Annotated in this window: 10 protein-coding genes; 8 read left to right on the top strand and 2 right to left on the bottom strand. The window is 51.9% G+C overall.

The genetic code is table 11. The annotated features are described in order from the left end of the window. Window positions 1–13 precede the first annotated feature (13 nt). The gene (locus DXC51_RS04290) at window positions 14–982 is read left to right on the top strand and encodes an ATP-binding protein (RefSeq protein ID WP_117543840.1); all 969 of its coding nucleotides are present in this window, start codon (window positions 14–16) and stop codon (window positions 980–982) included. Here DXC51_RS04290 and DXC51_RS04285 read toward each other — a convergent pair. Continuing rightward, window positions 957–1,841: an AraC family transcriptional regulator gene (locus DXC51_RS04285; RefSeq protein WP_117543838.1), complete on the bottom strand. Its 885-nt coding sequence runs from the start codon at window positions 1,839–1,841 to the stop codon at window positions 957–959. The genes DXC51_RS04290 and DXC51_RS04285 overlap by 26 nt on opposite strands. Window positions 1,842–2,148: 307 nt before the next feature. On the opposite strand from DXC51_RS04285, the gene DXC51_RS04280 reads away from it, so the two are divergent. The 6 genes from DXC51_RS04280 to DXC51_RS04255 all read left to right on the top strand — a co-directional run bounded on the left by DXC51_RS04280 (window position 2,149) and on the right by DXC51_RS04255 (window position 9,343). After that, window positions 2,149–2,934 (top strand): sugar phosphate isomerase/epimerase family protein, encoded by a 786-nt coding sequence (locus tag DXC51_RS04280; protein ID WP_021635988.1) that lies wholly within the window; start codon window positions 2,149–2,151, stop codon window positions 2,932–2,934. 34 nt (window positions 2,935–2,968) lie between these two features. Beyond that, entirely contained in the window at window positions 2,969–4,147 is a 1,179-nt protein-coding gene (locus DXC51_RS04275; protein WP_117544020.1) for a Gfo/Idh/MocA family protein, read from the top strand. Continuing rightward, window positions 4,144–5,145 (top strand): Gfo/Idh/MocA family protein, encoded by a 1,002-nt coding sequence (locus DXC51_RS04270; RefSeq protein ID WP_117543836.1) that lies wholly within the window; start codon window positions 4,144–4,146, stop codon window positions 5,143–5,145. Before DXC51_RS04275 ends, DXC51_RS04270 begins: the two co-directional genes overlap by 4 nt. Window positions 5,146–5,182: 37 nt before the next feature. Continuing rightward, window positions 5,183–6,037: a sugar phosphate isomerase/epimerase family protein gene (locus DXC51_RS04265; RefSeq protein ID WP_117543834.1), complete on the top strand. Its 855-nt coding sequence runs from the start codon at window positions 5,183–5,185 to the stop codon at window positions 6,035–6,037. Between the two features lie 599 nt (window positions 6,038–6,636). Then, window positions 6,637–8,337, top strand: coding sequence for an alpha-glucosidase (locus DXC51_RS04260; RefSeq protein WP_117543832.1), 1,701 nt, complete (start codon window positions 6,637–6,639; stop codon window positions 8,335–8,337). A gap of 118 nt (window positions 8,338–8,455) precedes the next feature. Beyond that, entirely contained in the window at window positions 8,456–9,343 is an 888-nt protein-coding gene (locus DXC51_RS04255; protein WP_117543830.1) for a fumarylacetoacetate hydrolase family protein, read from the top strand. 96 nt (window positions 9,344–9,439) lie between these two features. Here DXC51_RS04255 and DXC51_RS04250 read toward each other — a convergent pair whose 3' ends face one another. Beyond that, entirely contained in the window at window positions 9,440–10,501 is a 1,062-nt protein-coding gene (locus tag DXC51_RS04250; protein ID WP_102289023.1) for an AraC family transcriptional regulator, read from the bottom strand. A gap of 177 nt (window positions 10,502–10,678) precedes the next feature. Between DXC51_RS04250 and DXC51_RS04240 the strand changes: the two genes are divergently transcribed. Continuing rightward, on the top strand, window positions 10,679–13,804 hold the full coding sequence (locus tag DXC51_RS04240; protein ID WP_117543828.1) for a glycosyl hydrolase: 3,126 nt from the start codon (window positions 10,679–10,681) through the stop codon (window positions 13,802–13,804). Window positions 13,805–13,827 lie beyond the last annotated feature (23 nt).

The raw sequence follows: 13,827 nt of genomic DNA, 5'->3' as shown, positions 1-13,827 counted from the left end.
AAAGTGGTGTGTGATGGAATGGATATATGCGGGATTCCTGCTTTCCGCCGGCGTCATGATTGGCGTGGCGGGCTGGAAATTCATAGTGCAAAAGGTAAGGAGCCGTTCTCTGCTTCTGGTGGCGGCGGTTCCGGTTTATCAGCTGATTATGGCGGCCTGCTTTTTTTATGTATGCAGGGACCGGGATGAAATGGGATTTTTCCCGGGAGCGGTTCTGCTTTTTTTCAGCTGGACCGTAAATGCCATGGTTCTCCATGCGGTGGAGAATCTTCTTGCAGTGCGCAGACTCCAGAATGAAATACAGACGCTGTACGAGCTTCGTCAGGAAAACCGGGATATTCACAGGCTGGGGGTGCAGTATGAGCAGGAGAGGAGGCGGATATGGCGGGACTGCATGAGCCGTCTGGACAAGGCTTATGAAATGCTGGAAGAGAAGGAAGACTTCGGGACGGTGAGAAATACGCTGGAGGATGCCTTCCGTCAGATCCGCACCTGTGAGAGAGCTGTTTACTGCGAAAATCCCATTGTGAATTCCGTGCTGGTGCTGAAAAAAAGATTGGCGGAGGAAAAAAATATTCCTATGCACATTATTACCTGTGTGGATAAGGAAACAGGTGTGGACCCGCTGGATCTTTGCAGCCTTTTCTGCAATCTGATTGACAATGCCATTGAAGCATCGGAGAAAATCACGGATGGGGATACAGAGCGCTTTATTAAGATTTCTGCAGACTGCCGCAGCGGTTTCCTTATCCTGCGGGTGGAGAATACGGCACAACAGGTGCCGGAGTTCAAGAACGGTGTCTGCCGGACGAGCAAGAGCACGGATAAGGAGCTGCACGGCCTGGGGTTAAAGCTGGTAAGGCAGATCGTGGAGGAATATGACGGCAGGATGGAGATAAAGACTGCAGGCCGTAAATTCACGGTAACCGCCTGTATAAGGACGGATGCGGACAAAATCATTCCTTCAGCCACACATCCATAAGCCCTGCATCCCTTCCGGTATCCAGAGAAGGGAGGACGCCCCGGTCCCGAAGGGGGGAGTGGCCGTTTATTCTGGTATAAGCCCTGTAAAAGGAAGAATAATCGCCGAACCCCGCCTGCGAAGCCGCTTCCTGGGCGCTGTAGCCGGTAATGAGAAGCTGCTGCGCCGCCGTGATCCGCTTGTGCAGCAGATAATCAAAAACGGTGGTTCCCGTAGCCTTGCGGAATACCTTATTCAAATGATGCTTACTGATAAAAAAGCGTTCTGAAAGCTGATCCAGCGTAATATTTTCCTTCAGATGCTGGTTTAAGTACCAGATGATGCGTGTGACGGTGTCCGGTGCGCCGGTCAGGGAGGGCGCGCTTTCGCAGGCATCCCCCATGGAAACGATCTGGGCAAGCAGGGCTTCCACACACACAGGAAGCAGCGCATCCCGGAGCGCTTCATTTTTCAGGGCGCAGTCCTCCAGCGCCTCAAAATAACAGGGAATGCGGTACCGGTCCACCTGCTCATAGTAAATTCTCCGGGAGGACTGTTTTTCAAAGGCCGGAAACGCGGATAAAAGGAAGGAACGTCTCTCTAAAGAGAGGATATCCGGATGAAAATGGATGGAAAACCGTTTGTAGGTTTTTCCTCCGTTTATTTTTACCCCGTGGAACTCATGGGGGGACAGCAGCAGAAGGCTGTTGGGCGTGGGCTTGTACTGCCGGCCTTCCACCAGATAGTCCACGTCCCCGTCCAGGAAAAAATAGACCTCGTAAAAATTGTGACAATGAAGGAAATAGTCCTCCGTAGCCTCATCGCTTTCCCTGTAGCCGAGGCTGACCTTATCCGTATGTATAAAAGCGGCTGGATTCATTGATTAAGGTGCTCCTTTCCTGCGTTTAAATTGCTTTTTCCCGCGGCCTGTGCTGCCTGACGAGCAGGGCAGGCGGATCTTTGCATTCTTTCTTTTGGCAACTGTTTTACACCCTGACAGCTGGATCTTTTTACAGAATAATCCACCACCGCTATTTTTGCAATAAAAAAGTTCCTATATACAATGGTAAAAATATGGCCGGAAAGCTATATTAGAAAGGAACAGACCGGTACGTAAAAAGGGCCCGTCGGGCAGTACATATCCCGGAAAACATGGGAAAAAGCCGGCACAGAAAGGAAATGACAGTATGAAGACAGGAGCGCAGCTGTATACGGTAAGGGCGTACACGCAAAATGAAAAGGACTTTTCCTGCACCATAGGGAAAATTGCAGAAATGGGTTACAAAACCGTGCAGATATCAGGCATCGGGAAGGATATCAGGCCGGAAAGAGTCCGTGAAATCTGCGATGGGGCAGGGCTGGAAATCGTACTGACCCACAGCGATGTGAACCGTATTCTCAATGATACGGAAAATCTGATCAAAGAGCACGATATCCTGGGAAGCCGCTACATCGGGCTGGGCGCGATGCCGGACAAGTACCGCACGAAGGAATGGATCACCCATTTTATGGATGATTTCAGGGAGCCGGCGAAGAAAATAGCGGATGCCGGAAAGCTGCTCATGTACCACAACCATAATTTTGAATTCCAGAAGCTTGCCCCCTGCAGGGACAACGGCGCAGATCGGGAGAAGCGGATTATTGAATATCTGCTGGAGGGCTTTAAGCCGGAGGAAATGGGCTTTACCCTGGATACCTACTGGGTGGCTGCGGCAGGCGGCGATGTGTGCCAGTGGATCGCGGAACTCTCCGACAGGATTCCCTGCGTGCATCTGAAGGATATGGCCGTGGAAGGCTTCAGCCAGCTGATGGCCCCCGTAATGGAAGGAAATCTTAATTTCCCGGCGATTCTGAAGGCGCTTGAGAATACCAGCTGCGAATACATGCTCGTGGAGCAGGATACCTGTCAGGGAAGTCCTTTCGACTGCCTGAAAACAAGCTATGACAATCTGGCGGCTGCCGGATACAGATAAAAACGAACAGGGGAAAGAGAGGATACTTTCATCTATGGAAAAAGTCAGGTTGGGAATTATCGGAATCGGAAACATGGGAAGCGGACACTGCGGCTCTATTCTGGAGGGAAAGGTGCCGGATATGGAGCTGGCGGCGGTAGCTGATTTAAGAGAATCAAGAAGGGAATGGGCCAGGGAAAACCTGCCTGAATCCGTCCGTATTTTTGAAGACGGGGACGCCCTGATTGCCTCCGGCTGCTGCGACGCGGTCCTGGTGGCAACGCCTCATTACGAACATCCCAGGCTCGTTATGGAGGCCTTTGCCCATGGCCTTCATGCGCTGTGTGAGAAGCCTGCGGGAGTCTATACCAAACAGGTGCGGGAAATGAACGAAGCGGCGGCGAAAACCGACAGGGTATTTGCCATGATGTTCAATCAGCGCACCAATCATGTATACCGGAAAATGTATGAAATCGTCCACAGCGGCGAGTACGGGAAAATAAAAAGAGTGAACTGGATCATTACCGACTGGTACCGCACCCAGGCCTATTATAATTCCGGCGGCTGGCGGGCTACCTGGGACGGAGAGGGCGGCGGCGTCCTGCTGAACCAGTGCCCTCATAACCTGGATCTGCTGCAGTGGATCTGCGGCATGCCTTCCAGGGTGCAGGCCTTCTGCCATGTGGGTAAATGGCATGATATTGAGGTGGAGGATGATGTGACGGCATACCTGGAGTTCCCGGACGGAGCCACAGGCGTATTCGTTACCACCACCGGGGATGCGCCGGGAACCAACCGGTTTGAAGTGACCCTGGAACGGGGAAAGCTGGTATGTGAAAACGACAGGCTGAGCTTCTACGAGCTGGAGGTCAGCGAAAGAGAGTACTGCTATACGGCGACGGAAGGCTTTGCCAAGCCTGCCGGACATGAGGTCGCTCTTACCACCGATGGGGAAAACCCTCAGCATGTGGGCGTGCTGCGCGCGTTTGCGGCGAATATCCTGCGCGGCGAGCCACTTATCGCACGGGGAGAGGAAGGCATTAACGGCCTGACCCTTTCCAACGCCATGCATTTATCCAGCTGGCTGGGCAAACCCGTGGACATTCCCTTTGATGAGGATCTGTTCCTGGAGAAGCTGAACGAGCTGAGAAAAACCTCCAGGGTGAAGGAAAACGTACAGGAAGTGACCTTCAGTACGGCAGGAAGCTACGGGACAAAAGAGGAGACATTATGAAATCAGTCATAGTCGGATGCGGCGGCATTGCCACCGTCCATGCCGCAAGCCTCAGCCAGCTGGGAGAAAGCGAGCTGGCTGGCTTTGCGGATATTAAAAAGGAAAGAGCGGAGAACTTTGTCGCTAAATATGGAGGAAGGGCTTATTCCTGCCTGGAGGAAATGCTGGATCAGGAAAAACCGGATGTAATGCACATCTGCACTCCGCATTATCTGCATGTCCCCATGGCGGTATATGGCCTGACCCATGGCGTGCATGTATTTATGGAGAAGCCTCCCGTCATTTCCGGAGAGCAGCTTGCGCAGCTGGAAGAGGCGGTGGCCGGAAGCGACAGGCGTCTGGGCCTGTGCTTCCAGAACCGTTATAATCCCAGCGTACAGGAAGTAAAGAAGCTTCTCGCTTCCGGGGAAGCGGGCAGGATCCGCGGGGCCAGAGGACTTGTCACCTGGAGCAGGGGCAGGGAATACTACACGGAGAGCGGCTGGCGGGGCAGCCTTGCCACAGAGGGCGGCGGGGCGCTGATTAACCAGTCCGTACATACATTGGATTTACTGGCATATTTTTTAGGAACTCCCCTGGCTGTGGAGGCCGGCATACAGAACCACCACCTGAAGGGCATCATCGAGGTGGAGGATACCATGGAGGCTTATATCCGTTTTGCGGACAGCACCGCCTGTTTTTATGCTACCACGGCCTATTGTGACGATGTGCCGCCTTTGATTGAAATTTCCTGTGAAAATATGACTATCCGGATCGAGGATCTGGACGTTACCTATTATTACAGGGACGGCCGCGTGGAAAAGCCTGAGATAGACAGGAAGGAAGCGCTGGGAAAGAGCTACTGGGGCTGTGGGCATAAGGATTGCATCGGGGATTTCTACCGCTGTGTGCGCACAGGGGAACGTTTTATGCAGGATCTTCCCGGAATGAGGGAAACGATCCGTCTGATGCTGGGCGCCTATGAATCCGCCCGGACCGCAAGACCTGTGGATTTATAAGAAAACAATGCGTTACAGCAAGGAAGGATAATTATATATGGAACGCAAGCTTTTACACAACTCACCCATCAGCTGCTTTGCTGATGAGATAGATTCCTCTGTAGATAAGCAGATTGCACTGCTTAAAGAGCTGGGTATCTCCTGGATAGAATTCCGCAGCGGAGACGGAAAGGGCGTGGCTGATTATACAGCAAAAGAAGCGCAGGCGCTGCGGGAAAAGCTGGATGGCGCCGGTATCCGTATTTCCGCCCTGGGATCGCCCATCGGTAAAATAGACATTACCCAGGATTTTGAGCCGCATTTTAAAACCTTTCAGGCAATGGCGGAGCTGACGGAAATTTACGGGACTGACAAAATCCGTATGTTCAGCTTCTTTATGCCGGAGGGTGCGGACGTGTCGTCATATCGTGATGAAGTGATGAAAAGGATGTCCCGCCTGGTGGACTATGCCGCATCCAAAAATCTGGTGCTGCTTCATGAAAATGAAAAGGACATATATGGGGATTTGGCGCCCCGCTGCCTTGACCTGATGAAGGAATTTTATGGCAGCAGCTTCCGGTGTACCTTTGATTTCGCGAACTTTGTACAGTGCGGGCAGGATACCTTGGAAGCCTATGAAATGCTGGAGCCTTATATTTCCTATGTACATATCAAGGACGCCCTCTTTGAAAACGGCAGCGTTGTGCCTGCCGGAGAAGGAGACGGACAGGTAGCGGAAATCCTGGGCAGGCTGGAGAAAAAAGGGTTTGACGGCTTTTTGAGCCTGGAACCCCATCTGGCTGATTTCGCCGGATTAAAGAACCTGGAAAAATCAGCGGCAAGCCGCGGAAGGACCGACGGGGAGGAAGCCTTCTGCACCGCATACCGTGCCCTTCAAAAGATATTGTATTAGAATTAGCTAAGGGTAGAGGGGCCTGGTGTGTGCTCCCGGCCGCCCTGCCATGATCCGCGCCGGCCAGTCCCAAACCGGTTCCGTCCAGGCCTTTCCGGGCTGTGCGGGGGATATTTTATGTTCCAGACTTAAAAAACGGGGTGTTTTTAACTGTCCCGGAACGTCAGGTTTCTGTCAACGCAACTGAACTCCTCGTGAGCGGCTTCCGTCGTCTCACTTGTCAGGCAAGTTGCTAAGGACGACAGAAGCCTGCCGTCCCGGGGCAGTAAGAAACATCACCGTTTTTTTATTCCCGCGAGCAACGAGCCAAGTAGCCATGCTTGCAGCGGGGTCTTTGATTGGTGGAGGCGGTGAAGGATCATAGGATTGTGTTAGTATGTCTTGGTTTTATGCAAGAAATTTCTTTATTTCTTATGTTATTCTTGTTACAGTTCAGGCAGGTTTGCGCAGTGAATGCGCAAACCGTGAGAAAACGTGGTGACAGCAGGCATCCGCCCCTCGCCGAAGGCGACTTATCATGGGCGGATGCAGTAACAGTTCGGCCGAAGGCTGAACTGTTACTTATTCTTTGGGAAGCAAGGAAATGGAGGAATTTAATTATGATGAAAAAATGGTGGCATGACAAGGTGGCTTATCAGATTTATCCGAAAAGCTTTCTGGATAGTAATGAGGATGGGATTGGCGATCTGAGGGGAATTATCGGGAAGCTTGATTATCTGAAGGAGCTGGGGGTGGATATTATCTGGCTTTCTCCGGTTTATCAGTCTCCGTTTGTGGATCAGGGGTATGATATATCTGATTATTATGCTATTGCCCCGGAGTTTGGGACGATGGAGGATTTTGATGAGCTGCTGGCGGAAGCGAAGAAGCGGGGCATGTATATTATCATGGATCTGGTGATCAATCATTGCTCCGATAAGCATGAATGGTTTCAGAAGGCTCTGGCAGATCCAGAGGGTAAATATGCGGATTATTTTTATTTCAGAAAGGGGAAGGACGGGAAAGCGCCCAGTAATTACCGTTCCTATTTCGGCGGCAGTACCTGGGAGCCGGTGCCGGGTACGGATCAGTATTATCTGCATATGTTTGCAAAGGAGCAGCCGGATCTGAACTGGGAGAACCCTGAATTAAAAAGGGAGCTTTTTGATATGGTGAACTGGTGGCTGGAAAAGGGCGTGGCCGGGTTCCGTATTGATGCCATCATTAATATAAAGAAGGATCCTGCTTTCCCGGATTATCCGGCGGACGGCAGCGACGGGCTGGTAAGCTGCACCAAAATGGTGGAAGAGGTGGAAGGCGTCGGAGAACTGCTGGAGGAGCTGAAAAAAGAAACCTTTGAAAAATATGGGGCTTTTACAGTGGCAGAGGTCTTTAATATGAAGGACGATGAGCTGCGGGAGTTTATCGGTGAGGACGGGCATTTTTCCACTATGTTCGATTTCTCCGCAGCCGTGCTTTCCGGCGGGGGAAAGGGATGGTATGACAGCCGTCCGGTATCTTTTAAGGAATGGCGTTCTGCATTGTTTGCTTCTCAGCTGGAGGGGCAGGGCATAGGATGCCTGAAAGCCAATATTATTGAGAATCATGATGAGCCCAGGGGCGCATCACGCTATCTGCCGGAGCATGCCCAAAATCCCAGGGGAATTAAAATGCTGGGAACGACCAGCGTGCTTCTGCGCGGGATCCCGTTCCTGTATCAGGGGCAGGAGCTGGGAATGACGAACTGTCCGTTCCACAGTATAGAAGAGTTTGATGATATCAGCACGAAGGATCAGTACAGGGTTGCATTGGAAGCGGGATTGAGCGAGGAAGAGGCGCTGCAGGCGACGGCCCGTTTCAGCCGTGATAACAGCCGGACGCCGATGCAGTGGAACAGCGGCGCAAACGCCGGATTTACGGCCGGAACCCCCTGGCTGAAGGTAAACCCGAATTATACTTCAGTGAATGTGCAGGATGAGGAAAATGATGAAGATTCTGTGCTTTGTTACTACAGAAGGCTGATTGCCCTGCGTAAGTCGGAGGAGTACAGGGAGATTTTTACTTATGGGGAATTTATTCCCGCCTTTGAAGAGCTGGACGGGATTTTTGCCTTTTCACGCAGTCTTAACGGCCGTCAGGTCATGGTTGCTGCAAATTTTGCACAGGAGCAGAGAACGCTGCTTCTGCCCGGACAGAATGCAAAGCTTCTTCTGTCCAATGACAGCGGCCTTACCGAAAGCAAACTGCTGTCAAAGCAGACAGAAGCGCTTCAGATTACTTTAAATCCCTGTGACTGTGCCGTATTTGAGCTTTTTCCGTAACTGTTCGGCCCGTTGGCGGATTGACACACCGTTTCCGCAGAAGTAAACTGAAAATGAAACCAACCGCAGCTTACGACCTACAGCTGCCTGATAACATTCATTTTCAGGAGGAAACATCATGAAATTCATCCGTTACGAACAAGCAGACAAAACACAGATAGGAATTTTAAACCAGGCCGGAACGGACATACTGCCCCTTTCCGGCCTTTTGCCGCATCGCAGTTATGCCACAATGCAGGAGCTGATAGAAAATATCACCGGGGACGAGCTGGCGCAGCTGAAAACAGCGCTGCATACTGGGGCTGCCTGCCCTTCGGTTCCCGCCGCACAGGTGAAAATTCTTCCTCCAATAGATAAACCCATACACGATATCCTCTGCGTGGGCGTTAACTACCGGGATCACCAGAAAGAAGCCAGCGAAGCGCTGAATGATTTTAAAGCTGCCCCAAGAGCCGTTTATTTTGCGAAAAGAGCGATACACATCCTGGGGGACGGCGGGGAAATCCAGTCCAGGCCCGATCTGGACGACCAGCTTGATTACGAAGTGGAGCTTGCCGTCATCATCGGCCGGAGAGGAAAGGACATTCCGAAAGAGGAAGCGGAAAACTACATATTCGGTTATTCCGTTTTCAATGACATCTCCTCCCGCAGGCTCCAGAACCAGCATGGCCAGTGGTTCAAAGGAAAAAGCCTGGATACCTATACCGCCATGGGGCCTGTAATCCTTCACAAATCCGCCCTGCCCTTCCCTGTGGAGGCAGACGTCAGAAGCTATGTAAACAACGAAAAAAGGCAGGACTCCAACACCCGTTTTTTCCTCACGGACCTTCCGCAGATTATTGAAGACCTGTCCCGCGGCATGACCCTGGAACCCGGCGACATTATAGCGACCGGCACCCCGGCAGGCGTAGGCATGGGCTTCAGGCCGCCCCGCTTCATGAAAGCCGGCGACTGTGTCACCTGCGAAATTCCACCAATCGGCACGCTGACCAACTATATCATATAGATTACCCAATGTATTCCTTTGCAAATGCTTCCGGCCGTATGCAACTGGCCGGCCGGAAGCATGCAGCTTTCACAGCTGCAAAAAATAATCCCATCCTCATGAAAGCGCCAGTTCCCCTTTCTTCATGCGATCCAGGTGGCCATAAAGCTTTCTGTATTTTCCCGGCGTAATCCCCGTCTGTCTCTTAAACACCTTTGTAAAATAGAACTTATCCTGAAATCCTGTATCCGCTGCGATCTGCTCCAGTGTATTGTCTGTGTGGGAGAGCAGATGCCTGGCGTTCCGGATACGTACCTCTGTCAGGTATTCCCGGACGGCCATCCCGGTCTGTTCCTTAAAAAGCTGCCCGAAATATTTGGGAGACAGCCCGGAATGGGAGGCCAGCAGCGGAAGGGAAATATCCTCCGTATAATATTCCTGGATATAGTTTACGGATTCGCTGATGGTTTTTTCATGGAACAGACCCGAAGGCGCTTTCCCGGCGGGCGATGACAGGTCGCAGACTGCGGCGGCAATCTGAAGAAAGAGCGAACGCTCCCGCAGCCTGGCCCCGGTGCCAAGCTGGGAATAGTTCTGGTACAGCTCTTTGAAAACAGGAGCCGTTGTATCATAATCCAGCCCGGTTATTAGCGGGGGGAAAAAGGCGGGATCCACCTCCGGATTCGGCCTTCTTAACAGAACCTCCTCATTGGCCGGCGCGCTGTCTTCATTTTTCCCCGGAGTGGAATGGGGCTTTTTATACAGCGCCGGGGCGGGACTGTCTGTGCCCGGAAGATTCTCCATATGCAGATAGACCTGCTCCGCCCGGAAATCATACTGTTCTTCAGGAGAAATCCAGTCAAAATGGATACAGTGCGCCCGGAAGGTTTTGCCCTCGGGAACGATCATTGTATTGTGCAGATAGGGCATAAGATAGAAAAGCTCTCCCTTGCGGATCCGGTATTCACTGCCGTTATAAAGAAACACGGCTTCCCCGCTGAGACAGTATATCAGTTCATGATCATAGATGATCCGTTCCGGCAGAAGCGTCCCTCCTTCAAATATTTTATAATTCACATATCTGACATAGGGGGCAATCCTGTCCATGCGGATGAAGTTCTCCGCCTTTTTTTGCCCTGCCGCCTCTTTTTCAGGCTTCTGCAAAAGCAATCCGTCCATAAAGCCTTCCGTCTCCCTTCCCTGGAAAATTAAAATTGTTTTTTATCATTCCAAATTACAATTTTATGCCTTCTTCCCATTTACATTTATTCCATATTTTCTATGATTATCTTACAGAAATAAAATACATAATGCAATGGATTCTGTTGTATTATTCGAAAAAAGAAGGGAAGGGCTATGTTATATCCAAAAAAAGAAGAAAAAAGCCTGAGTGCTGAATTGTTCCAAAATCCAACAAATGAATACAGAGGGGCACCGTTCTGGGCGTGGAACCAGGCGCTTTCGCCTGAAGTGCTGGTAAAGCACATCGATTATTTCAAGGAAATGGGGATCGGCGGTTTTCATATGCATTGCCGTACGGGTCTGGACACGCCTTATCTGGGCGATGAGTATAAGGCCTGCGTGCGCGCCTGTGTGGATAAGGCAAAGAAAGACGGCATGTACGCCTATCTGTATGACGAGGATCGCTGGCCTTCCGGCGCGGCCGGAGGAAAGGTGACAAAGGATGTGGAATACCGCAGCAGATATCTGGTTTTCACTCCTTTTTCCAATGAAGAGAGGAAAAGGGAGGAGGAACGTTTTGATTCCTCCAGCAAGGCTGCCGTACAGGGGAACGGAACGCTTCTTGCCCGTTATGATATCACGCTGGAGGACGGCTGCCTGAAGGAGTACCGTCGGCTGCAGGAAGGGGAAACAGGAAGCAACGTCTGGTATCTGTATGAAGAAATCGCCGGAGAAAGCCCCTGGTACAATAACGAAACCTATGTGGATACGCTGAATCCCAGGGCAATCCGCAGGTTTATTGAAGAAACGCATGAACAGTATCTGGACTGTGTGGGTGATGAATTCGGGAAAACAGTGCCCTCTATTTTTACGGATGAGCCTCAGTTTTCCCATAAAACCACGCTGAGCTTTGCCGAGTCAGGAGAGGATGTCATCCTTCCCTATACCGACGGGCTGCCGGCGGCATATAGGGAGGCTTATGGCGAAGATTTCTTTGCCTCAGTGCCGGAGCTTATCTGGGAGCTTCCGGAGGATAAGGTGTCCGTTGCCCGGTATCATTATCATGATTTTGTGGCGGAGCGTTTTGCCTCCTCCTTCGCGGATACCATCGGAAACTGGTGCCGGGATCACAATATCATGCTCACCGGACATATGATGGAGGAGCCTACGCTGACCTCCCAGACCAATGCTTTGGGAGAAGCCATGCGTTCTTACCGCAGTTTTCAGATGCCGGGCATCGATATGCTCTGTGACTGGCGGGAATACACCACGGCGAAACAGGCTCAGTCCGCATCCCATCAGTTTGGCTGTCCCGGCGTGCTCAGCGAGCTGTACGGCGTAACCAACTGGGATTTTGATTTCAGGGGACATAAGCTGGCGGGAGACTGGCAGGCGGCGCTGGGAGTGACCCTGCGTGTCCATCATCTTTCCTGGGACAGCATGAACGGTGAGGCAAAGAGGGACTATCCGGCCTCCATCTTCTATCAGTCCCCCTGGTATAAGGAATACCGCATGATAGAGGATCATTTTGCAAGGGTAAATACGGCCCTTACCCGCGGGAAGGCCCGTGTACGCATCGGCGTTGTCCATCCGATTGAAAGCTACTGGCTGCACTATGGGCCGAAGGAACAGACTGCCCTGATCAGGGAAGAGATGGAAAGCAGATTCCGGAACCTGACGGAATGGCTCCTTTTCTCCCAGCTGGATTTTGACTTTATCGCAGAATCCCTTCTTCCCATACAGTATGAAAAAACGGAGGACGGCAGGCTTCATGTAGGAGAAATGGCCTATGATGTGGTTATCGTTCCCGGCTGCGAAACCCTGCGTTCTACTACGGTTTCCTGCCTGAAGGAATACCGTCTGGCAGGAGGCGACCTCCTTTTCCTTGGCGCAGCCCCCGAACTGGTGGATGCTGTGCCGGATGAAGAAGGAAAAGCGCTTTATGAAAACAGCCGCAGTGCTGGTTTTTCCAGAAGTGAGCTGGTAAGAGCGCTGGAAGATTACAGGGAAGTGGAACTGCGCAGCGAAAACGGCAGCCTGGCAGATCATCTGCTTTACCAGATGCGCCAGGATAGCGACGGCCGCTGGCTGTTCGTTGTAAACGGCAAAAAAACGGTTAACAAGGATATCCCCATGGAAGAAAATATCACTTTCCGCCTGAAAGGGCTTTGGGAGGTTTGGGAATATGATACCATGACCGGAGAAATTAAGGTGCTTTCTGCAGGAACAGAAAACGGGGTTACATCATTTACCCGCCGCATGTATGATCATTCCAGCGTGCTGCTGAAGCTGGTTCCCACGCAGGTGCCGGCGGCCGGTACTGCAGCCGGTGTAAAGGAAGGCCACGCAGCCTGCTTTACAAAGGCGGAGGGCCGCAGGCTTCCTACCCGTATGCCTTACCGTCTGTCGGAGCCGAATGTGCTTCTTCTGGACATGGCGGAGTACCGTTTTGACGGGAAGGATGGAGACTCCTGGAAGGATAAGGAAGAGATTCTCAGATTGGACAATGAATGCAGGAAGGCTGCAGGTTATCCTCTTCGGAGGGAAGCCTTTGCACAGCCCTGGACATCGGAAAAGGCACAGCCAGAGCATGTGCTGGAAATGAGGTTCACCATCCGGTCGGAAATCCAGGTGACGGATGCCTCGCTGGCTCTCGAAGAATCAGGCGCAACCACCATATACTTAAACGGGGAGGAAGTGGAAAAGAAGGACTGCGGCTATTTTGTGGACGAATGCATCCGCAGGTTCCCTTTGCCCGCCATACCCGCAGGCACCTCGGAGCTTATCCTGAAGCTGGCATATTCCAGGGACACCAACCCGGAATGGTGCTATTTGCTGGGCAGCTTCGGCGTAAGAGCGGAGGGCAGCGAGGCCTGCCTGACAAAGCTGCCGGATACCGTGGCCTTCGGTGATTACAGCACACAGGGATTCCCCTTCTATGCAGGAAACATGATTTATGAAGCACAGCTGGATGCAGAAGAGGACGGAGAGTATGTGATTGCCGCAGAAAAGTTCCGCGCGCCGCTTCTGAAGGTGGAGGTAGACGGGGAAGCTGCAGGAAGAATTGCCCTCTCCCCGTACCAGTTATCCCTGGGATATCTGAAAAAAGGCAGGCACAGCATTACGCTGACGTCCTACGGCAACCGTTATAATGCCTTCGGAACCGTCCATATCTGTGACGAGAAGAACGCCTGGGCAGGCCCGAATGCATGGAGAACGGAGGGGGCCGGCTACAGCTATGAGTATCAGCTGAAGAGAATGGGAATCCTGGCGGCGCCCAGGGTGTTCCGGGTAGAATAACAGCAAAAATAAATGGACAATGT

It is taken from the genome of Eisenbergiella massiliensis (assembly GCF_003435485.1).
The sequence above is the reverse complement of the archived record's forward strand: the minus strand, read 5'-3'. Positions and strand labels throughout refer to the sequence as shown.

Excerpts from the sequence above, each read along its gene's own strand:
- DXC51_RS04290 (WP_117543840.1), top strand. The coding sequence starts at position 14 with ATGGAATGGATATATGCGGGATTCCTGCTTTCCGCCGGCGTCATGATT.
- DXC51_RS04285 (WP_117543838.1), bottom strand. The coding sequence starts at position 1,841 with ATGAATCCAGCCGCTTTTATACATACGGATAAGGTCAGCCTCGGCTAC.
- DXC51_RS04280 (WP_021635988.1), top strand. The coding sequence starts at position 2,149 with ATGAAGACAGGAGCGCAGCTGTATACGGTAAGGGCGTACACGCAAAAT.
- DXC51_RS04275 (WP_117544020.1), top strand. The coding sequence starts at position 2,969 with ATGGAAAAAGTCAGGTTGGGAATTATCGGAATCGGAAACATGGGAAGC.
- DXC51_RS04270 (WP_117543836.1), top strand. The coding sequence starts at position 4,144 with ATGAAATCAGTCATAGTCGGATGCGGCGGCATTGCCACCGTCCATGCC.
- DXC51_RS04265 (WP_117543834.1), top strand. The coding sequence starts at position 5,183 with ATGGAACGCAAGCTTTTACACAACTCACCCATCAGCTGCTTTGCTGAT.
- DXC51_RS04260 (WP_117543832.1), top strand. The coding sequence starts at position 6,637 with ATGATGAAAAAATGGTGGCATGACAAGGTGGCTTATCAGATTTATCCG.
- DXC51_RS04255 (WP_117543830.1), top strand. The coding sequence starts at position 8,456 with ATGAAATTCATCCGTTACGAACAAGCAGACAAAACACAGATAGGAATT.
- DXC51_RS04250 (WP_102289023.1), bottom strand. The coding sequence starts at position 10,501 with ATGGACGGATTGCTTTTGCAGAAGCCTGAAAAAGAGGCGGCAGGGCAA.
- DXC51_RS04240 (WP_117543828.1), top strand. The coding sequence starts at position 10,679 with ATGTTATATCCAAAAAAAGAAGAAAAAAGCCTGAGTGCTGAATTGTTC.